The sequence below is a fragment of the Sphingobium sufflavum genome, assembly GCF_021403115.1.
In the GTDB taxonomy this organism is placed as follows: Bacteria; Pseudomonadota; Alphaproteobacteria; order Sphingomonadales; family Sphingomonadaceae; genus Sphingobium; species Sphingobium sufflavum.
Window position 1 is genome coordinate 20,765 of sequence record NZ_JAJSSH010000006.1, and the last position, 24,908, is coordinate 45,672.

27 protein-coding genes and 1 tRNA gene are annotated in these 24,908 nt (G+C 64.8%); 9 read left to right on the forward strand and 19 right to left on the reverse strand.

Annotated elements, in window-relative coordinates; translation table 11 throughout:
- Positions 1–13 precede the first annotated feature (13 nt).
- The 12 genes from nuoI to efp all read right to left on the reverse strand — a co-directional run bounded on the left by nuoI (position 14) and on the right by efp (position 10,732).
- Positions 14–499 (reverse strand): NADH-quinone oxidoreductase subunit NuoI, encoded by a 486-nt coding sequence (gene nuoI, locus LWE61_RS10345; protein ID WP_234149986.1) that lies wholly within the window; start codon positions 497–499, stop codon positions 14–16.
- Entirely contained in the window at positions 496–1,545 is a 1,050-nt protein-coding gene (nuoH, locus tag LWE61_RS10350; RefSeq protein ID WP_234149987.1) for an NADH-quinone oxidoreductase subunit NuoH, read from the reverse strand. Before nuoH ends, nuoI begins: the two co-directional genes overlap by 4 nt.
- Positions 1,542–3,548 (reverse strand): NADH-quinone oxidoreductase subunit NuoG, encoded by a 2,007-nt coding sequence (gene nuoG / locus LWE61_RS10355; protein ID WP_234149988.1) that lies wholly within the window; start codon positions 3,546–3,548, stop codon positions 1,542–1,544. Before nuoG ends, nuoH begins: the two co-directional genes overlap by 4 nt.
- A gap of 1 nt (position 3,549) precedes the next feature.
- Complete coding sequence (gene nuoF / locus LWE61_RS10360; protein ID WP_234149989.1) at positions 3,550–4,881, reverse strand: NADH-quinone oxidoreductase subunit NuoF; 1,332 nt, start codon at positions 4,879–4,881, stop codon at positions 3,550–3,552.
- The gene (locus LWE61_RS10365) at positions 4,878–5,561 is read right to left on the reverse strand and encodes a complex I 24 kDa subunit family protein (protein ID WP_234149990.1); all 684 of its coding nucleotides are present in this window, start codon (positions 5,559–5,561) and stop codon (positions 4,878–4,880) included. The genes nuoF and LWE61_RS10365 overlap by 4 nt, the downstream gene beginning before the upstream one ends.
- On the reverse strand, positions 5,561–5,884 hold the full coding sequence (locus LWE61_RS10370) for a nuclear transport factor 2 family protein (protein ID WP_234150168.1): 324 nt from the start codon (positions 5,882–5,884) through the stop codon (positions 5,561–5,563). Before LWE61_RS10370 ends, LWE61_RS10365 begins: the two co-directional genes overlap by 1 nt.
- Positions 5,885–5,925: 41 nt before the next feature.
- Positions 5,926–7,161 (reverse strand): NADH-quinone oxidoreductase subunit D, encoded by a 1,236-nt coding sequence (locus tag LWE61_RS10375; protein WP_234149991.1) that lies wholly within the window; start codon positions 7,159–7,161, stop codon positions 5,926–5,928.
- Positions 7,161–7,934, reverse strand: coding sequence for an NADH-quinone oxidoreductase subunit C (locus LWE61_RS10380; RefSeq protein WP_234149992.1), 774 nt, complete (start codon positions 7,932–7,934; stop codon positions 7,161–7,163). Before LWE61_RS10380 ends, LWE61_RS10375 begins: the two co-directional genes overlap by 1 nt.
- Positions 7,931–8,485, reverse strand: a complete 555-nt coding sequence (locus LWE61_RS10385; protein WP_326490631.1) for a NuoB/complex I 20 kDa subunit family protein — start codon at positions 8,483–8,485, stop codon at positions 7,931–7,933. The genes LWE61_RS10380 and LWE61_RS10385 overlap by 4 nt, the downstream gene beginning before the upstream one ends.
- Positions 8,476–8,850, reverse strand: coding sequence for an NADH-quinone oxidoreductase subunit A (gene ndhC, locus LWE61_RS10390; protein ID WP_234149993.1), 375 nt, complete (start codon positions 8,848–8,850; stop codon positions 8,476–8,478). The genes LWE61_RS10385 and ndhC overlap by 10 nt, the downstream gene beginning before the upstream one ends.
- 361 nt (positions 8,851–9,211) lie before the next feature.
- Positions 9,212–10,030, reverse strand: coding sequence for an inositol monophosphatase family protein (locus LWE61_RS10395; protein ID WP_234149994.1), 819 nt, complete (start codon positions 10,028–10,030; stop codon positions 9,212–9,214).
- 138 nt (positions 10,031–10,168) lie between these two features.
- Positions 10,169–10,732 (reverse strand): elongation factor P, encoded by a 564-nt coding sequence (gene efp / locus LWE61_RS10400; protein WP_234149995.1) that lies wholly within the window; start codon positions 10,730–10,732, stop codon positions 10,169–10,171.
- Between the two features lie 125 nt (positions 10,733–10,857).
- On the opposite strand from efp, the gene LWE61_RS10405 reads away from it, so the two are divergent.
- Positions 10,858–11,694, forward strand: coding sequence for a L,D-transpeptidase family protein (locus tag LWE61_RS10405; RefSeq protein ID WP_234149996.1), 837 nt, complete (start codon positions 10,858–10,860; stop codon positions 11,692–11,694).
- Positions 11,695–11,697: 3 nt separating this feature from the next.
- Here LWE61_RS10405 and thiE read toward each other — a convergent pair whose 3' ends face one another.
- Complete coding sequence (gene thiE, locus LWE61_RS10410) at positions 11,698–12,402, reverse strand: thiamine phosphate synthase (RefSeq protein WP_234149997.1); 705 nt, start codon at positions 12,400–12,402, stop codon at positions 11,698–11,700.
- 82 nt (positions 12,403–12,484) lie between these two features.
- Positions 12,485–13,027 (reverse strand): glutathione peroxidase, encoded by a 543-nt coding sequence (locus LWE61_RS10415; RefSeq protein ID WP_234149998.1) that lies wholly within the window; start codon positions 13,025–13,027, stop codon positions 12,485–12,487.
- 132 nt (positions 13,028–13,159) lie between these two features.
- Between LWE61_RS10415 and LWE61_RS10420 the strand changes: the two genes are divergently transcribed.
- Positions 13,160–13,552, forward strand: a complete 393-nt coding sequence (locus LWE61_RS10420) for a hypothetical protein (protein WP_234149999.1) — start codon at positions 13,160–13,162, stop codon at positions 13,550–13,552.
- 85 nt (positions 13,553–13,637) lie between these two features.
- On the opposite strand, the gene LWE61_RS10425 is transcribed toward LWE61_RS10420, so the two are convergent.
- The 4 genes from LWE61_RS10425 to tkt form a co-directional block, all read right to left on the reverse strand.
- Entirely contained in the window at positions 13,638–14,543 is a 906-nt protein-coding gene (locus LWE61_RS10425) for a fructose bisphosphate aldolase (protein WP_234150000.1), read from the reverse strand.
- A 226-nt stretch (positions 14,544–14,769) separates the two neighbouring features.
- Positions 14,770–15,972, reverse strand: coding sequence for a phosphoglycerate kinase (locus tag LWE61_RS10430; protein ID WP_234150001.1), 1,203 nt, complete (start codon positions 15,970–15,972; stop codon positions 14,770–14,772).
- 89 nt (positions 15,973–16,061) lie between these two features.
- Positions 16,062–17,072 carry a type I glyceraldehyde-3-phosphate dehydrogenase gene (gap, locus tag LWE61_RS10435; protein WP_234150002.1) on the reverse strand — a complete coding sequence of 337 codons (1,011 nt, stop codon included), beginning with the start codon at positions 17,070–17,072 and terminating at the stop codon, positions 16,062–16,064.
- Positions 17,073–17,086: 14 nt separating this feature from the next.
- Positions 17,087–19,054: a transketolase gene (gene tkt, locus LWE61_RS10440; protein ID WP_234150003.1), complete on the reverse strand. Its 1,968-nt coding sequence runs from the start codon at positions 19,052–19,054 to the stop codon at positions 17,087–17,089.
- Positions 19,055–19,501: 447 nt separating this feature from the next.
- Here tkt and LWE61_RS10445 point away from each other — a divergent pair, with 447 nt between their 5' ends.
- From LWE61_RS10445 to thyA, 5 genes are all read left to right on the forward strand, one after another.
- Entirely contained in the window at positions 19,502–19,858 is a 357-nt protein-coding gene (locus tag LWE61_RS10445; RefSeq protein WP_234150004.1) for a hypothetical protein, read from the forward strand.
- The gene (locus tag LWE61_RS10450; RefSeq protein ID WP_234150005.1) at positions 19,851–20,189 is read left to right on the forward strand and encodes a cell division protein ZapA; all 339 of its coding nucleotides are present in this window, start codon (positions 19,851–19,853) and stop codon (positions 20,187–20,189) included. Before LWE61_RS10445 ends, LWE61_RS10450 begins: the two co-directional genes overlap by 8 nt.
- A 583-nt stretch (positions 20,190–20,772) precedes the next feature.
- On the forward strand, positions 20,773–21,390 hold the full coding sequence (locus tag LWE61_RS10455; protein ID WP_234150006.1) for a 5-formyltetrahydrofolate cyclo-ligase: 618 nt from the start codon (positions 20,773–20,775) through the stop codon (positions 21,388–21,390).
- A complete protein-coding gene (locus tag LWE61_RS10460) occupies positions 21,387–21,602 on the forward strand; it encodes a DUF2842 domain-containing protein (protein WP_234150007.1) in 216 nt (71 codons plus the stop codon). Before LWE61_RS10455 ends, LWE61_RS10460 begins: the two co-directional genes overlap by 4 nt.
- A gap of 101 nt (positions 21,603–21,703) precedes the next feature.
- Complete coding sequence (thyA, locus tag LWE61_RS10465) at positions 21,704–22,636, forward strand: thymidylate synthase (protein ID WP_234150008.1); 933 nt, start codon at positions 21,704–21,706, stop codon at positions 22,634–22,636.
- Between the two features lie 18 nt (positions 22,637–22,654).
- Here thyA and LWE61_RS10470 read toward each other — a convergent pair whose 3' ends face one another.
- Positions 22,655–23,188 (reverse strand): hypothetical protein, encoded by a 534-nt coding sequence (locus LWE61_RS10470; RefSeq protein ID WP_234150009.1) that lies wholly within the window; start codon positions 23,186–23,188, stop codon positions 22,655–22,657.
- Positions 23,189–23,273: 85 nt separating this feature from the next.
- On the opposite strand from LWE61_RS10470, the gene LWE61_RS10475 reads away from it, so the two are divergent.
- Both LWE61_RS10475 and LWE61_RS10480 read left to right on the forward strand, forming a co-directional pair.
- Positions 23,274–24,488, forward strand: a complete 1,215-nt coding sequence (locus LWE61_RS10475; protein ID WP_234150010.1) for an AI-2E family transporter — start codon at positions 23,274–23,276, stop codon at positions 24,486–24,488.
- Positions 24,489–24,529: 41 nt separating this feature from the next.
- Positions 24,530–24,606: transfer RNA gene (locus tag LWE61_RS10480), tRNA-Asp, on the forward strand.
- Positions 24,607–24,908 lie beyond the last annotated feature (302 nt).

The window sequence follows — 24,908 nt, forward strand, 5'->3', positions numbered from 1 at the left end:
TGCGGCTCGCGCCTTAACGGTAGGGCGCATCGGCGGCAAGATTTGCCGCGATCGCCCGCTCCCACTTGTCGCCATTGGCGAGCAGTTTCGACTTGTCATAGATGAGTTCTTCGCGGGTTTCCGTGGCGAACTCGAAATTCGGACCCTCGACGATGGCGTCCACCGGGCAGGCTTCCTGACAGAAGCCGCAATAGATGCACTTGGTCATGTCGATGTCGTAGCGCGTCGTGCGGCGGCTACCATCGGCACGCGGTTGCGCCTCGATGGTGATCGCCTGCGCCGGGCAGATCGCCTCGCACAGCTTGCACGCGATGCAGCGTTCCTCGCCATTGGCGTAGCGGCGCAGTGCATGCTCGCCGCGAAAGCGGGGCGAGATCGGGTTCTTCTCGAACGGATAGTTGATCGTCGCCTTGGGCTTGAAGAAATATTTCAAGGTCAGCCAATGCGCCTTCACAAACTCCCAGAGCGTGAAGGACTTGATGATATGGGCGACGCTCATGCACCGGCTCCGTAACGAGTAAGCATCAGGAACCCGCTGACGATCACCACGAACGCCAGCGACAGCGGCAGGAAGATTTTCCAGCCCAGACGCATCAGCTGGTCATAGCGATAGCGGGGAACGGTCGCCTTCACCCAGGAGAAGACGAAGAAGAAGAACAGGATCTTGGCGAACAGCCAGATGATGCCCGGCACCCAATAGAGCGGCGCCCAGTCGAACGGCGGCAGATAGCCACCCCAGAACAGGATCGCGTTCAGCGCGCACATCAGGATGACGTTGGCATATTCGCCCAGCCAGTAGAGCGCGAAGGCCATCGACGAATATTCGGTCTGATAGCCCGCGACCAGCTCCGATTCCGCCTCGGTCAGATCGAACGGCGCACGCGCGGTTTCGGCCATGGAGGAAATCAGGAAGACGATCGACATCGGGAACAGCAGCGGGTTGAAGCCATTGCCGTTCAGAAAGCCATAATAGCCCTTCTGGCTCGCCACGATCTCGCTGAGGTTGAAGCTGCCCGCCCACAGGACGACGGAGATCAGCACGAAGCCGATGGAAACTTCATAGGAGATCATCTGCGCCGACGCGCGGATCGCGGAGAAGAAAGGGTATTTGGAGTTGGACGCCCAACCCGCGAGGATGACGCCATAGACGCCCAGCGAACTGATCGCGAGGATGTAGAGCAGGCCGACATTGATGTCCGCCAGCACCACACCGACCTGAAACGGGATCACCGCCCACGCCATCAGCGCCACCGTGAAGGTGATGATCGGCGCGATCAGGAACAGCACCCGGTTCGACGCCGACGGGATGATGGTTTCCTGAAGGAAGACCTTGAGACCGTCCGCGAACGACTGGAGCAGGCCGAAGGGACCGACTACGTTGGGGCCACGACGCAGCGCCATCGCCGCCCAGATCTTGCGATCCGCATAGATGATCATCGCGACCGCCAGCATCAGCGGCAGGGCGATGACAAGGATACCGATGATCGTCGACAGCAGCCATGCGCCTTCGAACGGCAGGCCCAGGGACTGGAAGAAACTGGTCATTCCGCGGCCTCCGCAAAATCCTGGCCATGGACAAGTTCGGACGAGCAACGCTGCATCGTCGGGCTGGCCCGGCAGATGGCGTTGGTCAGGTAGAAGTCCTTGATCGGGTGGCCGAACTCCCCGGCGCCGCCAGTCGGCAGCGACGGAACGCTCCAGCCATAGTCCGCCAGCCCTTCCACGCCCAGCGCAGGCACAGCGGCGACCATAGCGGCGCGCAAAGCCTCGAAGCTGTCGAACGGCAGCGTCTTGCCCAGCACGTCGGACAGGGCGCGCAGGATCGTCCAGTCCTCGCGCGCATCGCCGGGCGCGAACACGGCCTTGTCGCCGCGCTGCACACGCCCTTCGAGGTTCACATAGGTGCCGGGCTTCTCCGCATAGCTCGCGCCGGGCAGGATGACGTCGGCGGCATGCGCGCCCTTGTCGCCATGATGGCCGACATAGACCTTGAAGCTGCCTTCGAAGGCCGAATAATCGACCTCGTCTGCTCCCAGCGAGAACAGCAGCTTGGGCGCGGACGCCGCAATCGCCTTGATCCCGCCAGCCGTCGCATAGCCCAGCATCAGGCCGCCCATGCGAGCCGCCGCCATGTGCAGGACATTATAACCGTTCCAGCCGTCCTTCACGAGGCCCAGCGTCTCGACCAGCGCCAGCGTATCGCCATGCGCGCCATCCTTGGCCAGCACTCCGCCACCGACGATGATCGCCGGGCGCTCTGCCTTAGCGAACGCATCCAGCACCACCTGCGGCAGAGCCGCCAGCAGACCCGCGTCATTGCCCAGCCATTCGACCTTGTAGGTCAGGTCCGTTTCCGGCCCGACGCCAAAAACCTTCGCGCCCTTCTTGATCGCCTTGCGGATGCGCGTGTTGACCAGCGGCGCCTCCCAGCGGAGGTTCGTGCCGATCAGCAGAACTGCATCCGCCGTCTCGATCCCGGCCAGCGTCGAATTGAAATTCACCGCCGACAGGCTGGACACGTCATATTGGAGGCCGGTCTGACGGCCTTCCAACTGCGTCCCGCCCAGCGCATGCACCAGTTCGCGCGCGGCGAACATCGTCTCGGCGTCGAGCAGGTCGCCCGCCACCGCCGCGACCGAACCGCCATGCTGGACGGCTGCAATGGCCGCAAAAGCCTCGTCCCATGTTACAGGCACCAGCTTGCCATCCTTGCGGACGAACGGCCGGTCGAGCCGCTTGCGGACCAGACCGTCGACGACATGCCGCGTCTTGTCGCTCGCCCATTCCTCGTTCACGTCATCGTTGACGCGCGGCAGCGAACGCAGCACCTGACGGCCCCGGCTGTCGAGCCGGATGTTGGTGCCGACCGCGTCCATCACGTCGATGGCCAGCGTCTTCTTCAGTTCCCACGGACGCGCCTCGAACGCATAGGGACGGCTGGTCAGCGCGCCGACCGGGCACAGATCGACCACATTACCGGACAGTTCGCTCTGCGCGGCCTTCTCCAGATAGGTGGTGATCTGCATGCCCTCGCCGCGCCCGATCGCGCCGATTTCCGGCACGCCCGCGACTTCCTCGGCAAAGCGCACGCAGCGGGTGCACTGGATGCAGCGGGTCATGACGGTCTTCACCACCGGACCCATATATTTCTCGGTCACGGCCCGCTTATGCTCATGATAGCGGCTCTTGCCCTTGCCATAGGCAACGGACTGGTCCTGCAAATCACATTCGCCGCCCTGATCGCAGATTGGGCAGTCAAGCGGGTGGTTGATGAGGAGAAACTCCATCACCCCTTCGCGGGCCTTCTTCACCATCGGCGTGTTGGTGAAGATTTCCTGATTCTCGGCGGCGGGCAGCGCACACGATGCCTGCGGCTTGGGCGGCCCCGGCTTCACTTCGACCAGGCACATGCGGCAATTGCCCGCGATGGACAGGCGCTCATGATAGCAGAAGCGCGGGATTTCCTTGCCCGCGATCTCGCACGCCTGAAGGACAGTGGCGCCTGCGGGAACTTCCAGCTCTACGCCGTCGACTTTGACTTTAGGCATATTATTCCGCTGCCTCCACCAAGGGGCCACGCTTGTCAGCGATACGCTGCTCGATTTCCGGGCGGAAATGCTTGATCAGGCCCTGGATCGGCCATGCCGCCGCGTCGCCCAGCGCGCAGATGGTATGGCCCTCGACCTGCTTGGTCACGTCATAGAGCATGTCGATTTCCGACACGTCCGCCTCGCCGGTGCGAAGCCGCTCCATCACGCGCCACATCCAGCCGGTGCCTTCGCGGCACGGCGTGCACTGACCGCAGCTCTCATGCTTGTAGAAATAGGACAGCCGGCTGATCGCGCGGACAATGTCGGTCGACTTGTCCATCACGATGACGGCGGCGGTGCCAAGACCGGAACCCAGCGCTTTCAACCCGTCGAAATCCATCGGCGCGTCGCGGATTTGCCGCGCGGGCACCAGCGGCACCGACGAGCCACCGGGGATCACCGCGAGGAGGTTGTCCCAACCGCCGCGGATACCGCCGCAATGCTTCTCGATCAGCTCCTCAAAGCTGATGCCCATGGACTCTTCGACGACGCAGGGCTTGTTCACATGGCCGCTGATCTGGAACAGCTTGGTGCCCTTGTTCCCCTCGCGGCCAAAGCTGTTGAACCACTCCGGCCCGCGCCGCAGGATCGTCGGCGACACCGCGATGCTCTCGACATTGTTCACCGTCGTCGGGCAGCCATAGAGGCCCGCGCCCGCCGGGAACGGCGGCTTCAGGCGAGGCTGGCCCTTCTTGCCCTCGATGCTCTCGATCTGCGCGGTTTCCTCGCCGCAGATATAGGCGCCCGCGCCGCGATGCACGAACACGTCGAAATCATAGCCCGAACCACAGGCATTCTTGCCGAGGAAGCCCCGGTCATAGGCCTGCTGCACTGCGGCGAAGAGCACCTTCGCCTCATAGATGAACTCGCCGCGGATGTAGATATAGGCCGCGCGCGCGCGCATCGCGAAACCGGCGATCAGCGCGCCCTCGATCAGCTTGTGCGGATCGTGGCGGATGATTTCGCGGTCCTTGCACGAACCCGGCTCGGACTCGTCGGCGTTGATGACCAGGAAGCTGGGACGGCCATCCTTGCTTTCCTTGGGCATGAAGCTCCACTTCATGCCGGTCGGGAAGCCCGCGCCGCCACGGCCGCGCAGGTTGGACGCCTTGATCCTGTCGATGATCGCGTCCTGGCCGATCTCCATCAGCGCCTTGGTATTGTCCCAGTCGCCGCGCTTCATTGCGGCGTCGATGCCCCAGTCCTGAAAGCCATGGACGTTGGTGAAGATGCGGTCCTTGTCGGACAGCGGGCCGACAAAGGGTGCGGGGGCTGGTGCTGCATCGCTCATGCGCGCGCTCCTTCGTTCCACTGGCCACGATAATCGTGGTTCTCGGACACCATTTCCTTGAGGGTGGTCGGGCCACCTTCCGGCGCGCTCGTCTGCCGGTCGATCTGGGGACCGATCTTCGGCTGGCCACCGGCGGCAAGCGTTTCCAGCACCGCCGTCATCGTCTCATAGGTCAGGTCTTCGTAATTATCGTCGTTGATCTGAACCATCGGTGCGTTGGCGCAGGCGCCCAGACACTCGACCTCGTTCAGCGTGAACAGGCCGTCCGGCGTCGTGCCGCCCTTGATCAGGCCCTTGTTCTTGCACGCGGCCAGCACGTCGTCTGACCCGCGCAGCATGCACGGCGTCGTGCCGCACACCTGCACATGGAAACGGCCGACCGGCGCGAGGTTGTACATGGTGTAAAAGGTCGCGACCTCATACACCCGCATATAGGGCATATCGAGTTGGTCGCCGATATATTCCATCACCGGCACGGGCAGCCAGCCCTGCGTCTGCGTCTCCGCCCCCACCTGCCGCTGGGCGAGGTCGAGCAGCGGCATTACCGCCGACTGCTGCCGTCCGTCGGGATAGCGCGCGATGACGACCTTGGCCTGCTCTGCATTCTCCGCCGTCCAGGCAAAGCTGCCCCAGCGTGCGCGAACCTCCGCCTCGTCGGGAATCTGGGGTGCGTCGGCCATTAGCGGATGAACTCCACGCGCGACACCTTGTCGCCTTCGAAGGAATAGACGGCGATCACCTCAAACGGCTCGACCAGCGCCGACCCGTCGGAAGCCGGTCCGCGCGTCACATATTCGCGGAACAGCACATAGTCGCCGATGGCCTGCTTCTCGCGGATTTCGGCCTTGTTCTGCGGCCACACCTTGAACGCTGCGGCGAGGCCGGAGCGTGTACCCTCTCGGCCCTCGCGGATCACCGCGCCGCGATAGGTCGCCTCGGACGCTTCTTCGGTCATAAAACCGACATAGGCGTCCACATCCTGTGCGTTATAGGCCGCGATCATGGCCTCCGCGATGGCAACGCGGTCAATGACGTCTGCCGTACTCAACGGTCGCACTCCCCGAAAACAATATCCATCGCGCCCAGAACGGCGGTGGTGTCGGCCAGCATGTGGCCCTTCAACATGAAATCCATCGCCTGCAAATGGCTGAAGGCCGTCGGCCTGATCTTGCAGCGATAGGGTTTGTTCGACCCGTCGCTGACCAGATACACACCGAACTCACCCTTGGGGCTTTCGGTCGCGACATAGACCTCGCCGGCGGGCACATGGAAGCCCTCGGTGTACAGCTTGAAGTGATGGATCAGCGCCTCCATCGACTGCTTCATCTCCCCGCGCTTGGGCGGGGATACCTTGCGGTCGAAACTGGCGATGGGGCCTTCTGGCATGTCGTTCAGGCACTGCTTCATGATGCGCGCGGACTGGCGCACTTCCTCGACGCGGACCATGAACCGGTCGTAACAGTCGAACTGCGTACCCACCGGCACGTCGAACTCGACCCGGTCATAGGCGTCATAGGGCTGCGACTTGCGAATATCCCAGGGGATGCCGCTGCCGCGGATCATCGGGCCGGAGAAGCCCCACTTCAGCGCGTCTTCCTTGCTCACCACGGCGATGTCGACGTTGCGCTGCTTGAAGATGCGGTTATCCGCCACCAGCGAAATCGCATCCTCGAACAGGCGCGGCAGGCGGTCGTCCAGCCAGTCGCCAATGTCAGTCAGCAGCTTGAGCGGCACGTCCTGATGCACGCCACCGGGCCGGAAATAGGCGCTGTGCATGCGCGCGCCCGATGCCCGCTCGAAGAAATTGAGGCAATCCTCGCGGATTTCGAACAGCCACAGGTTCGGCGTCATCGCGCCCACGTCCATCACATGCGACCCAAGGTTGAGCATGTGATTGCAGATGCGCGTCAGCTCCGCGAAGAACACGCGCAGATATTGCGCGCGCAGCGGCACTTCCAGGTTCAGCAGCTTCTCGATCGCCAGCACATAGCTATGCTCCATGCCCAGCGGCGAGCAATAGTCGAGCCGGTCGAAATAGGGCAGCGCCTGCAAATAGGTCTTATACTCGATCAGCTTCTCGGTGCCGCGATGGAGCAGGCCGACATGCGGGTCGCACCGCTCCACGATCTCGCCGTCCAGTTCCATGACGAGGCGGAGCACGCCATGCGCGGCGGGATGCTGCGGACCGAAGTTGATCGTGTAGTTCTGGATTTCCGTGTCGCCGACCGTCGGATCGTCCGCGTTCAGCACATGGTCCAGCTTTTCGACATAGTCGGACATTATTTGCTCTCCCCCGGCTTGGCGGGCGGGGTGTCATCGGCCTTGGCAGCAGACGTCTCGGCGGCCTTCGTGTTCGCAGGCTCACCGGCGCCGGTAACGGCCTTCGTCTCGGTGGTCTTGGGCGTCGCTGGCGGAGGCGCGGGAGGCGGCGTCGGCGCGGCGGCCTTCTCGTCACCCGGCAGGATATATTCCGCACCTTCCCATGGCGACATGAAGTCGAAGCTGCGGAAGTCCTGCGCCAGCTTTACCGGCTCATAGACGACGCGCTTCTGGTCTTCCGAATAGCGCAGTTCGACATAGCCGGTCAGCGGAAAGTCCTTGCGCTGCGGATGCCCCTTGAAACCATAGTCGGTCAGGATGCGGCGCAGGTCGGTGTTGCCGGAGAAGAGCACACCATACATGTCGAACACCTCACGCTCCAGCCAGCCCGCGACGGGCCAGATGTGCGTGACGGTTGGTACCGGCTGATTCTCGTCAGTCGAGACCTTCACCCGCAGGCGATGGTTCTTGGTGATACTGAGCAGGTGATAGACGACCTCGAAACGCTCGGCGCGCTCCGGGTAATCGACGCCCGCAATCTCCATCAGTTGCTGATAGGCGAACTGGTCGCGCAGGACGATCATGGTGTCCGCCACCGCGTCGCGCGCCACGGTCAGCGAAACCTCGAAATGCTCGTCGACCACATCCAGCACGACCGCGCCCAGCGCCGCACGCAGGGCGTCGGCCAGACCGTCGATGGGCTGAACGCGAGGGGCAGAATGCACGCTGCTCATCTCTCGATGGTTCCTATCCGGCGGATCTTCCGCTGAAGCTGCATGACGCCATAGAGCAGCGCCTCGGCGGTCGGCGGGCAACCGGGGACATAGATGTCCACGGGCACGATCCGGTCGCAACCGCGCACGACGCTGTAGCTGTAATGATAATAGCCGCCGCCATTGGCGCACGACCCCATGGAGATGACGTATTTCGGCTCCGACATCTGGTCATAGACCTTGCGGAGCGCCGGGGCCATCTTGTTGCAGAGGGTGCCCGCGACGATCATCACGTCCGACTGGCGCGGCGATGCGCGCGGGGCGGCCCCGAACCGCTCCATGTCGTAACGCGGCATGTTGACGTGGATCATCTCCACCGCACAGCACGCCAGGCCAAAGGTCATCCACCACAGCGAGCCGGTACGCGCCCACTGGAACAGGTCTTCCGTCGACGTGACGAGGAAGCCCTTGTCGTTGACCTCTCCGGTCAGCGCGTTGAAGAAATCGGCGTCCGGCTGGGTCCCAACCGGCGGCGCGCCAAGCGTGCCAGGCCGTTCAAGCTCTACTCCCAATCGAGTGCTCCCTTCTTCCACGCATAGATGAGGCCGAGGACGAGTTCAAAGATGAAGCCCATCATGGTGAGCCACCCCGCCCAGCCAATCTCTTTCAGGCTGACCGCCCAGGGAAAGAGGAAAGCAGCCTCAAGATCGAAAATGATGAACAGGATCGCGACCAGATAGAAACGCACGTCGAACTGGCTGCGCGGGTCCTCGAACGCGGGAAAGCCGCATTCATATTCGCTGAGCTTCGCCGGGTCCGGCTTGTGCGCGCCGGTCAGCCGCCCCACCACCATGGGCAGGAACACGAAGGCGCTGGACAGCAAAAGCGCGATGGCCAGAAACAGAAGAATCGGCAGATATTGCGATAAATCCGGCAAAGCGGGTCCCCGAAGCGATCTCGTATGTGGCGCGCTTTAGGACTGCTGCATCTGCGAAGCAAGGGGGCGGGCCACTGAGAATCGCTCGCAAAACTGGGAAATGTCGGGCATTTTTGACGGGCGGACATAAGGAGCCATCCCGTCACCATTTAATGCAATTGACTCGCATTATTGTTATGCGCCAAAGAAAGTCCTGAACCCCAAACCCCACCCCTCAAATCGGGCGAGTGGTGGGCATCATGCGCAAAAAACCCGCTCGCGACAATGTCGCCAGCGGGCCTTGTTACGGGATCGACGTCGGGAGTTACCCCGCACACTCCGCCTGATTATGGGGACGGCCAATCGCCACCCTGGAACCCGATTACCGCAGGGCGGTGGCCACCAGCTTGTGCAGCTTGCTGTGGATGGCGTCATTGGCGGCCAGAATCTCGGCGCGCTCCATCGGCTGATCGCCGCCACGGAAATCGGTCACGAAGCCGCCCGCCTCGCGGATGAGCAGGATACCAGCCGCGACGTCCCACGGCTTCAGGCCGCTTTCCCAGAAACCGTCATAGCGACCCGCCGCGACATGGGCGAGGTCGAGCGAAGCCGCGCCAAAGCGGCGGATGCCCGCCACCGACGGGGCAACCGCGCCAAAGATGCGCCCCCATTGCGCCATGTCGCCATGGCCGTGGTAGGGGATGCCGGTCGCGATCAGCGCCTCGGTCAGGTCACGCCGGGCGGACACGCGCAGGCGGCGGTCATGCAACCAGGCGCCCCGGCTCTTTTCGGCCCAATAGCTTTCGTCGGTCAGCGGCTGGTAGATCAGACCGGTGGTGACTTCGCCCCAGCCCGAACCATCGCGCTTCGGCTCCTGAACCGCGATGGAGATGGCGAAATGCGGGATGCCGTGCAGGAAATTGCTGGTGCCGTCGAGCGGGTCGATGATCCAGCGCGGTTTCGTCGGGTCGCCCTCAATCGTGCCACCTTCCTCCAGCAGGAAGCCCCAGTCGGGCCGCGCCTTGCGCAGTTCCTCGACCAGCGTATCCTCGGCCCGCTTGTCCGCCAGGCTGACGAAGTCGGCAGGCCCCTTGCGGCTGACCTGCAAATGCTCGACCTCACCGAAATCGCGGCGCAGGCGCGGCGCGGTCTTGCGCGCGGCACGCTCGATGACGGTGAGAAGACCGGAATGGGCTACCATATTTTATCTCCCCCCTCCCGCGTGCGGGAGGGGCTGGGGGTGGGCAAGCGATCTTGCCACTGAAAATCCGGGGCGGATGCCCGCCATGCGCGCAAAGCCCCTGCCCCTCCCCGATTGGGGGGAGAGGCACGACGGCGATCAGTCCGCCCGCTTCACATATTCGCGCTCATACACATCGACGACGATGCGCGTGCCGCTGACGATGTGCGGGGGAACCATGACGCGCACGCCATTGTCGAGGATCGCGGGCTTGTAGGAGGCGGAGGCGGTCTGCCCCTTCACCACCGCGTCGGCCTCGACCACGGTCGCCTCGACCGTTTCTGGCAGCGCGACGGAGATCGGACGCTCTTCATACAGTTCCAGCTGCACCATCATGCCGTCCTGGAGGAAGGCCGACGCCTCGCCCACCAGGTCTTGCGGCAGGTTGATCTGGTCATAGGTTTCCGTGTCCATGAAGACGAGCATGTCGCCCTCGGCATAAAGATACTGGAAATCCTTGGTGTCGAGGCGGATGCGCTCGACCGATTCCGCCGAACGGAAACGGACGTTGTTCTTGCGGCCGTCGATCAGGTTCTTCAGCTCCACCTGCATATAGGCGCCGCCCTTGCCGGGCTGGGTGTGCTGAATCTTGACGGCGCGCCACAGGCCGCCCTCATATTCGATATTATTGCCGGGACGGATGTCCACGCCGCTGATCTTCATCGCGCGCTGCCTCAAGTTGAATCTGGAAAAGAGCCGGTGGCGGCACTTAGCGGCTGTGCGTCCCGGAGGCAAGTGCTGGCCAGTTACGGGACAGGCGGAGGGTTCCGGCCCAAGCTGGGCCATTGATGCGCCGCACGCGCCGTGGAATGGTGCCCGCCATCATGTATTGCCAGACACGGTTCGCTCGCCCCCTCCTCGCCCCGCTCTTCCTCCTCGCCGCCATGGCGGGCGCACCCGCCGCTGCGCAGACGCTCAGCGAGGCGCGGGCGCTCAAGGTCGGGCAATATCTGTGGGACGAGGCCGGCGTCACCACGTCCGGCACGCTGTCCATGACCGTCAACATCGCGGAGCAGCGCCTCTATGTCTATCGGGACGGCCGGCTGATCGGCATGAGCACGGCGTCCACGGGGGCGAAGGGCCACGCCACCCCGCTGGGGGATTTCACCATCCTCCAGAAGAATATGTGGCACCGCTCCAACCTCTATTCCAACGCGCCCATGCCCTATATGCAGCGGCTGACTTGGACCGGCATCGCCATCCATGCGGGGCATCTGCCCGGCTATCCGGCGTCGCATGGCTGCATCCGCCTGCCCACCGCCTTTGCCCGGCGGTTGTTCGGCATCACCACCCTGGGCGTGCCCGTCACCATCATCGGCGCCAACCGCCGCCCGCTGGTGAAATTGCAGTTCGCCGACATCGAATGGCTGGCAGGGGACGAGGATGTGGTCGCGACCGCCCGTCCCCAAAATCTCCTCGAACCGCTCGACCGCCCGGCGATACGGCGCGATGCCGATCTGGCCAATCGCTATCGGCCCGATGATTACCTGATTGACGAGCGTGTCCTGCCGCCCCGCACCGGTCCCGTCACCGGCACGCCCCATTGGGTGGACCCGGCGGAGATGGCCGCGATGCGCGCAGGACGCTGGCAGCCCCGGCTCCCGTTCGAGCCGGTGCCGCAATAGGGGTTACTGATCGCGCAGCAGTGCGTCGAACGCCGCGACACCCGCGCCCGGTCCGCCCGGATGGCTCCACACCGCACCGCTGACCGCGATGAAGTCCGCGCCCGCCGCGATCAAGGAACCGGCGTTGTCCGCCGTAATCCCGCCGATGGCGACGCAGGGCAGTTCGAACACCGTCGACCACCAGGACAGGATCGACGGATCGGGGCGATGCGTCGTCTCTTTGGTGGTCGTGGGATAAAAGGCGCCAAAGGCGACATAGTCCGCGCCCGCATCCCCCGCTTCCATGGCCAGGTGGCGGCTGTCGTGGCAGGTCACCCCGATCTGCGCATCCTTGCCCAGCAGCTTGCGCGCTTCCTTCGGATCGCCATCGCCCTGTCCCAGATGGACGCCGTCGGCGCCGAGCCGCTGCGCCAGCGCGATGCTGTCGTTGACGATGAACGCCACGTCCCGCTCCGCGCACAGCTTTTGCAGCGGCTCGGCGGCGGCGGCGATGGCGTCATCCTCCCACCCCTTGAGGCGGAGCTGGAACGCCGCGACCGTCCCGCCATCCAGCGCCGCGCGCAGCCGGTCGGGGAAATCCGCGCCGATGGACGGCGGGGAGATCAGGTACAGCTGGCACGGGAGGGGCAGGCGTCGCCCCTCCTGCTCGAACCGATCGGCAAAGCCGGGATCGAGCGGCCCCAGTTCGTCATCACCATCCTCGATCATGCCGCCTCTCCGTGGAGAAACGCCATGCCGGTCATGCTGTCAGGGACGGTCCATGCCATGCTACAGGTCATCGGGCGGGGTTTCAGCCCAGCGCCTTGTCGATGGCGGCGACCAGCGCCGGATCGTCCGGCGTCACCTGTGGCGAGAAGCGGCCAACGACATTGCCGTCGCGATCCACCAGGAACTTCTCGAAGTTCCACAGCACTTCGGGATCTTCCGTCGCGTCGATGCCATAGCCCTTGAGCCGGTCGCGCCATACCTGCGCGTCGCCATATTTCTCCGGCACCGCCTTCGTCAGTTCGGCGTACAGCGGGTGCTTGTCCGGGCCGGTCGCCACCAGCTTTTCGAACAGCGGGAAATCGACGCCATAATTGGTGGTGCAGAAGGTCGCGATCTCATCGTTCGTGCCCGGCTCCTGCTCCTTGAAGTCGTTGGCGGGGAAGCCCAGCACGACCAGGCCCTTGTCCTGATACTCCTTGTAGAGCTTCTCCAGCCCTTCATATTGCGGGGTCAGGCCGCATTTGGAGGCGACGTTGACGACCAACAGCACCTTGCCGGCATAATCGCCGAGCGTGGCGTCGGCACCCTTGATGGTCTTGAGCGGAATGTCCTGAATCGCGGTCATCGGAAAAGCTCTCCCGTGGATTGATGTGCGGGTCATAGCCGCCGCTTTTCCAAAACAAAAGGGATCGTAGGATCTCCGGCGACCGCGCATCGGTTCAGCCTGGTGTCAGGCGTCATCCGGCAGGACGGCGCAATGACACAGCCCCCGCCCCTCACCCTTTTCTCCGCCGCCGCCATCCTTGCCTTGACGGGCTGCGTCCATGGCCCCGGCACGCCCTTGCGCGAAGGCCCCGCACGGCTGGGCGAGACGGTATCGGTCGGCGGTCCCTCCGTACGCCCCGTTCGCCTTGTCGAGGACAGCCGCTGCCCGGACAATGCCCGCTGTATCTGGGCGGGCCGGGTCGTTGTGCGCGCGCTGGTGTCGGGCGGCCGCTGGTCGCGCACGATGGACCTCACCCTCGGCCAGCCCGCGCCGGTCGCGGACGGCGCGCTGACGCTGGTGGCCGTGACGCCGGGCAAGTCCACCACCCGACCCGTCAGGCCGCGCGACTATCGCTTCACCTTCGACTTTCAGGGCGGCCTGTGATGAACATGACAGCACAGCGCGCATAAAAAAGGGGCCGGAGGATATCCCCCGGCCCCTTTTACCCCTTCCACTCAGGCGGAGAGGGTCATGCCTTGACGGTCGACGCCGCGTGGATCTCGTCGATCGCGCCGCCCAGCGAAGCGTCGAACTCATCGTCCGACATCTGGTGGCGCAGATCGTTGAGCAGCGCGCGACTGAAGCTCGCGATGATGCCACGGTTCTTGGCCAGTTCGGCGCAGGCTTCGGTACGGCTGAACCCGCCCGACAGCGCGACGACGCGCAGCACGCGGGGGTGATCGACCAGCGGGTCGAACAGGCCGGCCTTGGTCGGCAGGCTCAGCTTCAGCATCACCTTGGCGTCGCCGGTCAGGGCGTCGAGCGCTTTCACCAGCTCCTCCAGCAGGATCTGGTCCGCCTCGGCGCGCTCGGCGCTCTTGATGTTCACTTCCGGCTCGATGATCGGCATCAGGCCATGGGCCAGCACTTCCAGGCCGACCTCGAACTGCTGCTTCACCACGGCGGCGATGCCCTCGCGGTTGGCGAGGTTGATGACCGAACGCTCCTTGGTGCCATAGACGCCCAGGCTCTTCGCGCGGGTCAGCAATGTGCTGAGCGTCGGATTGGGCTTCATCACCTGAACGCCGTTCGCCTCGTCCTCCAGACCCTTGTCGATCTTGATGAAGGGCACCACGCCGCGCTCGGCCAGCACGGCCGGGACGGACCTGCCGTCGATCTCGCCGTCCATCGTGCGCTCGAACAGGATCGCGCCCAGCACCTTGTCGCCGTTGAAGCAGGGCGAGGTGATGATGCGCGAGCGCATCTGGTGGATCAGGCCGAACATTTCCTCATCGTCGGACCATGCGCCCTCTTCGATGCCATAGCCCTTCAGCGCCTTGGGCGTGGAACCGCCGCTCTGGTCCAGCGCCGCGATAAAGCCTTCGCCGGTGGCGATCTTGTTGTCAAAATCGATGCTCGTCTCGGTGCTGCTCATCTGTTTTCTCCCATCATGCCATCTGGCACATCATCACCATGGCCCGATCGGGCCGTTGCGATGGCCGGTGCCGCAAGGCCCCGGCGCATCCGCGTCTCTTCCCGGCACGCCGCAAGCGGGTCGTGCCGTATAATGTCGTCCCGCGCCTATCCCGTTCCCGACGCACTCTCAACCGCCGGTAAGGATAGTCGGGGCGCCGCTCGTCCCGTTCAGGCGAGCAGGCCCTTCAGACGAGCAGGGCCTTCACGCCCGGCAGTTCCTTGCCCTCCATCCATTCCAGGAAGGCGCCGCCCGCCGTCGAAATGAAGGAGAAATCGCCCGAAACGCCCGCCTGATTCAGCGCCGCCACCGTATCGCCACCCCCGGCGACGGAGACGAGCGCGCCTTCCTTCGTCAGGGCGGCCGCGGTGCGCGCCAGCGCGACCGTCGCGGCGTCGAACGGTTCGATCTCGAACGCGCCCAACGGCCCGTTCCACACCAGCGTCTTGCAGGTCTTGAGCGCATCGCCAAAGGCTTCCGCCGCCGCCGGTCCCGCATCGAGGATCATCTCGTCATCCGCGACCTCATGCACATTCACCGTACGCAAGCTGGCGGGATTGGCCGCAAATTCCTTCGACACCACGACATCATAGGGCAGGTGGATGATGCACCCCGCCTTGTCCGCCGTGTCCAGGATCGCGCGCGCCGTATCGGCCAGGTCATGCTCGCACAGCGACTTGCCCACCGACACGCCGCGCGCCGCCAGGAAAGTGTTGGCCATGCCGCCGCCGATGATGAGGTGGTCGACCAGCGTGACGAGGTGGTTCAGCACGTCCAGCTTGGAGGAAACCTTCGCCCCACCCACGACCGCCGCGACCGGCTTGACCGGATTGCCCAGCGCGACTTCCAGCGCGTCCAGTTCCCGCTCCATGCTCCGTCCGGCAAAGGCGGGCAGCTTGTGCGCCAGTCCTTCGGTGGAGACATGGGCGCGGTGCGCGGCGGAGAAGGCATCGTTGACATACAGCTCACCGATCGCCGCCATCGCGTCGATCAGGGCCGGATCATTCTTTTCCTCGCCCGCGTGGAAGCGGGTGTTCTCCAATATCGCAATATCCCCGGCGCGCATCACCGCAACGCCATCGACCGCGGCCTGTCCGGCGCAATCGGGGATGAACTGCACCTGCCGACCCAGCACACGGGCCAGCGCCTGGCTGACGAGGCTCAGCGACAGGTCGGGCGACTTCTGCCCCTTCGGACGGCCGAAATGGGCGAGGACGCACACTTTCGCGCCCCGGTCCGCCAGTTCGAGGATGGTCGGGGCCGCCGCGCGCAACCGCGTGTCGTCGCTCACCGATCCGCCCTGCATCGGCACGTTCAGATCCTCGCGCACCAGCACCACCTTGCCCGTGATGTCTCCCATGTCGTCGAGTGTCTTGAACGGCTTGGCCATGATCGCTCCCTGTCTCGCGGTAATATTAGGCGTAATTTTTGTATGAGTATTGAAAAACCCCGCCGGTGGGTCCGGCGGGGTCTGTCAGGTCAGAGGAACTTTGCGACGATACCCGTGGTATCGATCATGCGGTTCGAAAAGCCCCATTCATTGTCGTACCAGCTCAGCACGCGCACCAGCTTGCCGTCGATGACCGCCGTTTCCAGGCTGTCGACGGTGGAGCTGCGCGGGTCGCCATTATAGTCGATGGAGACCAGCGGCTCGTCCGAATAGCCCAGCACGCCCTTGAGCGGGCCGTTCTCGGCGGCTGCCTTCAGCAGGCCGTTGACCTCGGCCACGTCCGTCGCGCGCTTGGCGATGAACTTCAGGTCGACGACCGAGACGTTCGGGGTCGGCACGCGGACCGACGAACCGTCCAGCTTGCCCTTCAGCTCCGGCAGAACCTCACCCACCGCACGGGCGGCGCCCGTGGTGGTCGGGATCATCGACAGGGCAGCGGCGCGGGCGCGGCGCATGTCCTTGTGGATCTGGTCCAGCGTGTTCTGGTCGTTGGTGTAGCTGTGGATCGTGGTCATGAAACCGCTCTCGATGCCGACCGCGTCGTTCAGCACCTTCGCCAGCGGGGCGAGGCAGTTGGTCGTGCAGCTCGCGTTGGAGATCACGATATCGTCGGCGGTCAGCGTCTCATGGTTCACGCCGAACACGACCGTCTTGTCGACGCCCGTGGCGGGGGCGGAGATGACGACGCGCTTGGCGCCGGCGGTCAGGTGGGCGCTGGCCTTGGCCTTGTCCGCGAAGATGCCGGTGCACTCCAGCGCGATGACGACGCCCAGTTCCTTGTGCGGCAGGTTCGCGGGGTCACGCTCCGCCGTCACCTTGATGCGCTTGCCGTCGACGACCAGGAAATCGCCGTCGACCGACACGTCGCCGGAGAAGTTGCCGTGCACGCTGTCACGCTTGAACAGCAGGGCGTTCGACTGGGTATCGCCCAGATCGTTGATCGCGACCAGTTCCAGATCATGATCGGTGCGCGACAGGATGGCGCGTGCGACCAGACGACCGATGCGACCGAAACCGTTGATGGCTACCTTGACTGCCATGGACCTGTTCTCCCTTACTGTTGAGCCAGCGCCGCACGAATTTGCGGCGCGATCTTAGCGGCCGTCAGGCCGAAATGGTCGTAGAGCACTTCTGCGGGTGCAGAGGCGCCGAAGCTGTCGATGCCGAAGCGCAGGCCGTCGAGACCCGTGATCGCTTCCCATCCGAATGTCACGCCCGCCTCGATCGACACGCGCAGCACATCGGCCGGCAGGACGTCGTTGCGATAGCCCGCGTCCTGCGCGGTGAAGCGCGACATGGACGGCATGGACACGACATCGACGCCGATACCGTCCGCTTCCAGCAAGTCACGCACATTTACCGCGATTTCGACTTCGGAACCGGTCGCGACGATCACCACCTTGCGCGCGGCGGTTGCGGCACGCAGCGTGTAGGCGCCCTTCGCCGACAACATGCCCGCTTCCTGGCGAAGCTGCGGCAGGTTCTGGCGGGTCAGCGCCAGCACCGACGGCTTGTCGCTGTTTTCGAGGGCGAGTTGCCAGCATTCTGCCGTCTCGATGATGTCGGCGGGGCGGAAGACCTCCAGATTGGGGATCATTCGCATCGACATGACATGCTCGATGGGCTGGTGGGTCGGGCCGTCCTCGCCCAGGCCGATGCTGTCATGCGTCAGCACATAGATGGCGCGCGCATGCTGGAGCGCCGACATGCGGATCGCGTTACGCATATAATCGGAAAAGACGAGGAAGGTGCCGCCATAGGGGATCACGCCGCCGTGCAGCGCCATGCCGTTCATCGCGGCGGCCATGCCGAACTCGCGAATGCCATAATAGACATAACGACCGGAATAATCGTCCTTCGACAAAGGCCCGGTGGATTTCGTCTTGGTGTTGTTGGACCCGGTGAGGTCGGCGGAACCGCCCACCATCGCCAGCACATTCTCGGTCAGCGGGCCGAGCGCCATCTCGCTCGCCTTGCGGGTCGCGACCTTCTGCGGCGCGGCCAGCAGCCCGTCGATGAAGGCGTCGATACCCGTGTCGGCGGGCAGTTCACCGGCCATACGCGCGGTGAACTCGGCACCGCGCGCGCTGGCGGCCATACGCGCTTCCCACTCGCCGCGCGCCTTCGCGCCACGCTGGCCAAAGCTGCGCCATTCGGACAGCACGTCCTCCGGCAGTTCGAACGGGGCGTGGGTCCAGCCCAGGCCTTCGCGCGTCGCGGCGATTTCGTCCGCGCCCAGCGGCGATCCATGGACATTATGGCCGCCCTGCTTGTTGGGCGCGCCCTTGCCGATGATGGTGCGGCACGCGACCAGCGACGGGCGGTCGTCGGCGGCGGCCTCATCCAGCGCGCGGCGGATGTCGGCGAAGTCATGGCCGTCGCAGGCCGTGACATGCCAGCCGGTCGCGGCATAGCGGGCCAGAATATCTTCGCTGGTCGAGAGCGAGGCGTCGCCGTCGATGGTGATGCGGTTATCGTCCCACAGCACGTTCATGCGGCCCAGGCCCAGATGGCCCGCGAGGCCGATGGCCTCATGGTTGATGCCTTCCATCAGGCAGCCGTCGCCCGCGATCACCCAGGTGCGATGATCGACCAGATCATGGCCATAGGTCGCATTGAGGTGCCGTTCGGCCAGCGCCATGCCGACCGCCATGGCCAGACCCTGACCCAGCGGGCCGGTCGTGACCTCCACGCCCGCCAGTTCGAAATTCTCCGGGTGTCCGGCGCAGGGGCTGCCGAGCTGGCGGAAGTTGCGGATGTCCTCCATCGTCGGACGCGCATAGCCGGTCAGGTGCAGCAGCGAGTAGATGAGCATCGACCCATGGCCCGCCGACAGCACGAAACGGTCGCGGTCGGCCCAGTCCGGTCGCGATGCGTCATATTTCAGCACGTCGCGGAACAGGACGGTCGCCACGTCGGCCATGCCCATCGGCATGCCGGGGTGGCCGCTATTGGCGGCCTGCACAGCGTCCATCGACAAGACCCGGATGGCCGAGGACAAGGCAGTATCGGAAATGCTCATAATAGATAGTGGCCCTATCGACGCCGGACGAAGATCCAGACTTGTGGAGGGGGTGGTGATTCGCGCGCGCCCCGTTTGTCGTCAGAAGGCCGAATCGTCAACCGCAAGGGGACCGCGCAGGCGATGACATATACTCAGACAGATCGACATTGGGACGTTGCGAACACATTGGTTCGCACTTGTTTCCGCCACCCTGAATCCCGTCGGCAACCATTTGGCGCCACCTCCCGATTGTGGGAAAAGGGGCGCTGGTTTCATCGGCATGACGCGATTTTCAAGGCGTCGCCGCGACGCCGGCTGCCAATCGCCCCTTATTGTGTACGCAAGACAGGGTAGAGACTGGACGGGCTGCTATATATAGTCGGCCTGCCGAAGCATGTGGCGGACCTCGCATAGCTTTTGCGCATGGCTTTTGCATTGTCCGAACGCCGTGATAAGGGTCGCTCCATGACCAGCGACCGCATGATGCAGGCCATTGGCCGGATTGAAAGGGCCATCGCCCGGCTGGAAACAGCCACGGGCCGGGGCCGCGACCAATCCGCCCGGCAGAGCGACGAGATTGGACGGCTCCGCGCCGCGTTACAGCAGGCGGAGGCGCGCAATGATGCGCTCACGCAGGAACTGGAGCAGCAGCAGGAACTGGTCGGGAGCGGTCCGCAGGCCGCCTTCGCCCATGCCGACCCCGATGGGCAGGCGCCGGACCCGCACGCGATGAACCCCTTTTCTCATGACAAGGCGCTGGCGGCCCTCCGGTCGCTCGATTCGCTGATCGACGATCTTCAGAAGGCGCGGCGGGATGGCTGAAGTCAAAGTGACCATCGCCGGGCGCTCCTACGCCCTGCACTGCCGCGACGGCGACGAACCGCGCCTCCACCAGCTCTCCCGCATGATCGCGGACCGGGTGGACAAGGTAAAGGCGTCCAGCCCCGGCCTGACCGAGGTGCGGCAATTCCTGTTCGCCGCGCTGCTGCTGGCCGACGACCTGTCGGACGCGCAGGCGGAGGCCAAGCGCGCCCGCGACGAAGCCCCCGCCCCCTCCGTGGAGGATATAGCGACGGTGCAGGCGCTCGAAACGCTGGCCGAACGGCTGGAGAGCATCGGACAGGCCCTTGCGGCGGACACGCCTGCCCCCTAAGTAGGGCGGGACGGGTACTGCCCGGTGCGCGCATTAGCGAACATCCCTGAGGCGATAATCACATCCTAGGGGGCTGTCTCTGGTCGGATTTCGGTCCGTGCTACATGGTCCCCACCTGACGTTGAGGCGTCAGAGGATATTCCGGCAAACGGCCATGGCGGTCCCGTCACCTTCCCCAGCAAGCCTGTCTGCCCAGAAGCCTGCCCCATGCCGACAGCGCGACCGATTATGGCCCCGCCTTCCCGCCCCGGCGGCATCCTCGCTTCCCCCTCAACCTGCCGCGCAACCCTGTCAGACAGTTAGAGCGTGATGACTTTCCCTTGAATCGTCCCCTTGTATCCTCATTGCGAGCGCAGCGAAGCAATCCATGAGCGCCGCAGTGGATTGGTTGCGCTTTCCCCGCCTTCGGCTCACTCCGTTCGCAATGAGACGGTAGGCCAATCTAATGTCACCCCACTCTGACCGCTTCGACAGTTGCCCCCTTCGACGGAACGCGCTTCGGTGATAGGAGGCGCGTCTCGGTTCCCCGGCCCCGCCCGGACCGGCCTGAGCTGTGGCCAGAATTTTCGTGGAGTGACAATGCATGACGCCGGTGGATGACCAGACGCCGACACGGGACGAACAGGCCGCCGCCAAGGCCGCGCTGCGCACCACCCTGCGCGATCGCCGCGCCCGCTATGTGGCCGCGCTGCCGCCGTCCGTGCGCGGCATCGCCTTTCGCGTCCTGCCCTCGCCCCTGATCCGCCGCCTGACGCCGGGGAGCATCATATCCCTCTATCATGCCACCAGGGACGAAGCGCCGACCGCCAACATCGCCGCGCAACTGGACGAGCTGGGCTTTCGCCTCGCCCTGCCGCGCATCGACCGGGAGACGGGGGCCATGGCCTTTGCCCGTTGGGATCTGGAGCGTATATTGGTCCCCGGCCCGTTCCGCACCCTGCAACCCGGCGCAGAGGCGGCGGAGGTCACGCCCGACGTCATCATCGCGCCGCTGGTCGGCTTCGACGGCGCGCTCAACCGGCTGGGACAGGGCGGTGGCTATTTTGACCGCGCCTTTGCCGCGCATCCGCAGGCGCTGCGCATCGGCCTCGGCTGGTCGGCGCAACAGGTGGACCATGTGCCCGTCGATGCCCATGACCGCCCGCTCGACATCGTCGTGACCGAAACCGCGATACTGGAAAAAGAAGAGGCCGCGCAATGAACGACCAACCAAGCTGGCGCAAACCTGCGGGAATGGCGCTGATCCTCCTCATCATCACCGTCTGGGCGGTGCTGATCGCCAGCCTGTCCCACTGGATCGGCGAACTGCCCGTGCTGGTGCAGGCGGTCATCTACACCATTGCCGGAATCGTCTGGATACTGCCGCTGCGGCCGCTGCTGATCTGGATGGAGACGGGACGCTGGCGGGCCTGAACGCCGCCTTCCCGATCGCTTCCCGTTCCGACCTGTTCGCCGCCGCAGGATGATCCCTCTGGGGGCTTCTGCGGCGCGCGGCGATGCGGTAAAGCCCCGCCATGACCCATTATGAACAGCAATATCTCGACCTGATGCGCCATGTCTGGACGCAGGGGCATGAGCGGGTGGACCGCACCGGCGTCGGCACCCGGTCTGTTCTGGGCGCGACCCTGCGCTTCTCCCTCGCGGACGACGCGGTGCCGCTGCTCACCACCAAGCGCGTTTTCTGGAAGGCCGCCGCGCGCGAGATGCTGTGGTTTCTCAGCGGCGAGACGAACATTCGCCCGCTGGTGGAACAGGGCGTGCATATCTGGACCGACTGGCCGCTCGACCGCTATCGTCGCGAAACCGGCGACGCCGCCCTCTCCATGGACAATTTCGAGGCGCGCATCCTGTCGGAGCCGGGCTTTGCGGAGACATGGGGCGACCTTGGCCCCGTTTATGGCCGCCAATGGGTCAACTGGCCCCGCTATGAGGCTGTGGAGGGGCAGGACGGCCTATTCCGGCGATCCGCGCAGGGGCATAACCAGATCGCCGATCTGGTGCGCGGCATCCGGGAGACGCCGGGATCGCGCCGCCTGCTGTTCACCGCCTGGAATGTGGACGAGCTGGCGGGCATGGCCCTGCCGCCCTGCCACATGACCTATCAGTTCCATGTCGCGGGCAACCGGCTCAACGGCCTGTTGTTTCAGCGTAGCTGCGACCTGGGGCTGGGCTTTCCGTTCAACATCTTCGGCCTCGCGCTCATCACGCGAATGCTGGCGCAACAATGCGATCTGGAGCCGGGGGAGATCGTCTGGAACGGCGGCGACGCCCATCTCTACCTCAACCATGCCGATCTGGTGGAGACGCAGCTTTCGCGCACCCCGCATGGCGCGCCCCGCCTGCGCCTGCTGCGGCGGCCGGACAGCATCTTCGACTATAGGATAGAGGATTTCGCGGTGGAGGATTACGCCCCGCAGGCGTCTATTTCCGCTCCCGTCGCGGTGTAAAGCCCGCGACGGGAGCAACTACAGCAACAATCCCCGATAGGCGACCGTCCCCGCCTCTCCCGGCGCGATGCGGCGGTCGAGGCGCAAGCGGACATGCGTCAGCCGCAACGCATCGGCACTGCGCAGGCGGCCCTGCGCGTCCGGCCTGAGCGGCGAATCCGGTCGCGACCAGTTGCGCCCGCCATCCACCGACACCCGCACCATATCGCCCCTGTCGGGCAGGATACGCACCCCGTGCGGCACCGGCGCGACAAAATCATAGCCCGGCAGCACGGCCTCGCCCCGGTTGCGATAGCGGATCAGGAAGATCAGGCGGTCGCCCGACCGCACCTCTGCCGCCGCTCGCACGGTACGGCGGTCGCCCTCTGCGGCTGGATCGACCGCTTCGACCAGCAACTGCCCGTCCAGCGCCATGACCGCCTCCGCCGCTCCGCCGGGGGCCGCCGCGCCCGATGCGATCAGGTCCGGCGCCATCAGACCCGCCGCGAACAGCCCCGTGACCAACAGGACCGTCACCGACAGGACAGGGGGAAGGCATATCCGAAAGCGCATGGCTTCGACGCAATAAGGCCATGGCCTGACGATAGGGTTAATGTCCGGGTTTGACCCCTGTCATGCCGGGGTGCAGGATGGCCGCATGTCCGATATATCGCGTTTCGAACCCGCCGATCCCGCCGATCCCGCCTTTGCCGAAGCACCGGCGAGCGAGGTCGCGCAACTCCATGCGGAGCGTAACCGCCTGCTGTCGGGCCTCGTCCTGACGGCGGCGGGCGGATTCGTGCTGGCGGTGCCCTTCGCGCTTCAGGCGGGGGCGCAATTCTTCCTGCCGCTGACAGCCGCGATCATCATCGCGATCACGCTGGTGCCCTTCCTGGAGTGGCTGGAGCGGCATCATGTCCCCTCCCCGCTGGCCGCCTTCGCCGCGCTGACCAGCTTCCTCGTCATCGCCAACAGCGCCGTCGTCCTCATCATCGTGCCCGCCAGCGACTGGGTGCGGCTGCTGCCGGAGCGGATGAGCCTCATCAAGGCCAATCTCGCCCCCATCATCGACGCCTATGCCCAGTTGCAGCATTTCGTGGACGACATGGTGCGGATGATCGTCACCGGACCGGCGGCGGTCGCGGCGCAGTCCGTCGCGTTCGACCCGCCCCGCTCGCTCATTCAGTTCGCCGCGACCGCCGCGCCCGCCGTGCTGGTGCAGACGCTGTTTGCGATTCTCGTCATCTATTTCTTCCTCAGCGGCTGGACCAGCCTGCGTCGCCAGACGATTCGCAGCCGGGAAAGCTTTGCAGGCGCCATGGCGATCGCGCGGGTGATCCAGAATGTGGTCGATGCGACATCCCGCTATGTGCTGACCATCGCGACCATCAACCTGTGCCTGGGCGGGGCGGTGGCGCTGGTGCTGACCATATTGGGCATGCCCTCGCCGCTCATGTGGGGCGGCATCGTCGCGCTGCTCAACTTCATCCCCTATTTCGGTCCCATCGTGGCGGCGATGCTGCTGGGGCTGGGCGGCCTCATGTCCTTTCACGAAATGGGGGTGGCGTTAATGCCAGCGGTGATTCTCGTCACCCTCCACCTGATCGAGGCGAATGTGCTGACGCCCGTCGTGCTGGGCGGGCGGTTGCGGCTCAACCCCCTGCTGATTCTCGTCTCGCTCAGCTTCTGGGGCTGGATATGGGGCACGCTGGGCGCGTTGCTGGCCGTGCCGATCCTCATCATCCTGCGCACCGTGCTGGCGGCGGCGGGCAAGCCGGATATCGCCGGTTTCCTGTTCGAAGCGGGCACGCTGGCGGGGCATCCGCGGCACTTTCGTCAAGATAATGTCACAGAGCGCAAAAAGGACGATTGACAGGTCGGAGTCCCTCGCCTAGTTCGCCCCCACACCAGAACGCGGGTGTAGCTCAGTTGGTTAGAGTGCCGGCCTGTCACGCCGGAGGTCGCGGGTTCGAGCCCCGTCACTCGCGCCATTTTCCACGGAAAATGGCTTCTGCGTTCACCGTTCCAACAGGGAACGGGGTGTGTCCACGGGATGGATGGGAAGATGAAAACAGCGTGTCGCCAGACCGCTGCATCGCTCCCCCATCGCCGTTGGATGCGGCCTTTGCCGCCTTTCCCTATATCGCCTCAAAGCCCAATCAGACCCAGCCGTTCGACGCATGTTTCGTCAGGCGTGATTCTTCCGTCAGCCGATGATTCGCACCTGACGCGGATGACCCCATCACGCCGGGCAAACCTCTCACGCCGGCCAACTCTCCACGCCAACAAAAAG

What these genes read in the sequence shown, in the direction of transcription:
- nuoI (WP_234149986.1), bottom strand. Translation starts at nt 499, where the DNA reads ATGAGCGTCGCCCATATCATCAAGTCCTTCACGCTCTGGGAGTTTGTG.
- nuoH (WP_234149987.1), bottom strand. Translation starts at nt 1,545, where the DNA reads ATGACCAGTTTCTTCCAGTCCCTGGGCCTGCCGTTCGAAGGCGCATGG.
- nuoG (WP_234149988.1), bottom strand. Translation starts at nt 3,548, where the DNA reads ATGCCTAAAGTCAAAGTCGACGGCGTAGAGCTGGAAGTTCCCGCAGGC.
- nuoF (WP_234149989.1), bottom strand. Translation starts at nt 4,881, where the DNA reads ATGAGCGATGCAGCACCAGCCCCCGCACCCTTTGTCGGCCCGCTGTCC.
- LWE61_RS10365 (WP_234149990.1), bottom strand. Translation starts at nt 5,561, where the DNA reads ATGGCCGACGCACCCCAGATTCCCGACGAGGCGGAGGTTCGCGCACGC.
- LWE61_RS10370 (WP_234150168.1), bottom strand. Translation starts at nt 5,884, where the DNA reads ATGATCGCGGCCTATAACGCACAGGATGTGGACGCCTATGTCGGTTTT.
- LWE61_RS10375 (WP_234149991.1), bottom strand. Translation starts at nt 7,161, where the DNA reads ATGTCCGACTATGTCGAAAAGCTGGACCATGTGCTGAACGCGGACGAT.
- LWE61_RS10380 (WP_234149992.1), bottom strand. Translation starts at nt 7,934, where the DNA reads ATGAGCAGCGTGCATTCTGCCCCTCGCGTTCAGCCCATCGACGGTCTG.
- LWE61_RS10395 (WP_234149994.1), bottom strand. Translation starts at nt 10,030, where the DNA reads ATGGTAGCCCATTCCGGTCTTCTCACCGTCATCGAGCGTGCCGCGCGC.
- efp (WP_234149995.1), bottom strand. Translation starts at nt 10,732, where the DNA reads ATGAAGATCAGCGGCGTGGACATCCGTCCCGGCAATAATATCGAATAT.
- LWE61_RS10405 (WP_234149996.1), top strand. Translation starts at nt 10,858, where the DNA reads ATGCGCCGCACGCGCCGTGGAATGGTGCCCGCCATCATGTATTGCCAG.
- thiE (WP_234149997.1), bottom strand. Translation starts at nt 12,402, where the DNA reads ATGATCGAGGATGGTGATGACGAACTGGGGCCGCTCGATCCCGGCTTT.
- LWE61_RS10415 (WP_234149998.1), bottom strand. Translation starts at nt 13,027, where the DNA reads ATGACCGCGATTCAGGACATTCCGCTCAAGACCATCAAGGGTGCCGAC.
- LWE61_RS10420 (WP_234149999.1), top strand. Translation starts at nt 13,160, where the DNA reads ATGACACAGCCCCCGCCCCTCACCCTTTTCTCCGCCGCCGCCATCCTT.
- LWE61_RS10425 (WP_234150000.1), bottom strand. Translation starts at nt 14,543, where the DNA reads ATGAGCAGCACCGAGACGAGCATCGATTTTGACAACAAGATCGCCACC.
- LWE61_RS10430 (WP_234150001.1), bottom strand. Translation starts at nt 15,972, where the DNA reads ATGGCCAAGCCGTTCAAGACACTCGACGACATGGGAGACATCACGGGC.
- gap (WP_234150002.1), bottom strand. Translation starts at nt 17,072, where the DNA reads ATGGCAGTCAAGGTAGCCATCAACGGTTTCGGTCGCATCGGTCGTCTG.
- tkt (WP_234150003.1), bottom strand. Translation starts at nt 19,054, where the DNA reads ATGAGCATTTCCGATACTGCCTTGTCCTCGGCCATCCGGGTCTTGTCG.
- LWE61_RS10445 (WP_234150004.1), top strand. Translation starts at nt 19,502, where the DNA reads ATGACCAGCGACCGCATGATGCAGGCCATTGGCCGGATTGAAAGGGCC.
- LWE61_RS10450 (WP_234150005.1), top strand. Translation starts at nt 19,851, where the DNA reads ATGGCTGAAGTCAAAGTGACCATCGCCGGGCGCTCCTACGCCCTGCAC.
- LWE61_RS10455 (WP_234150006.1), top strand. Translation starts at nt 20,773, where the DNA reads ATGACGCCGGTGGATGACCAGACGCCGACACGGGACGAACAGGCCGCC.
- LWE61_RS10460 (WP_234150007.1), top strand. Translation starts at nt 21,387, where the DNA reads ATGAACGACCAACCAAGCTGGCGCAAACCTGCGGGAATGGCGCTGATC.
- thyA (WP_234150008.1), top strand. Translation starts at nt 21,704, where the DNA reads ATGACCCATTATGAACAGCAATATCTCGACCTGATGCGCCATGTCTGG.
- LWE61_RS10470 (WP_234150009.1), bottom strand. Translation starts at nt 23,188, where the DNA reads ATGCGCTTTCGGATATGCCTTCCCCCTGTCCTGTCGGTGACGGTCCTG.
- LWE61_RS10475 (WP_234150010.1), top strand. Translation starts at nt 23,274, where the DNA reads ATGTCCGATATATCGCGTTTCGAACCCGCCGATCCCGCCGATCCCGCC.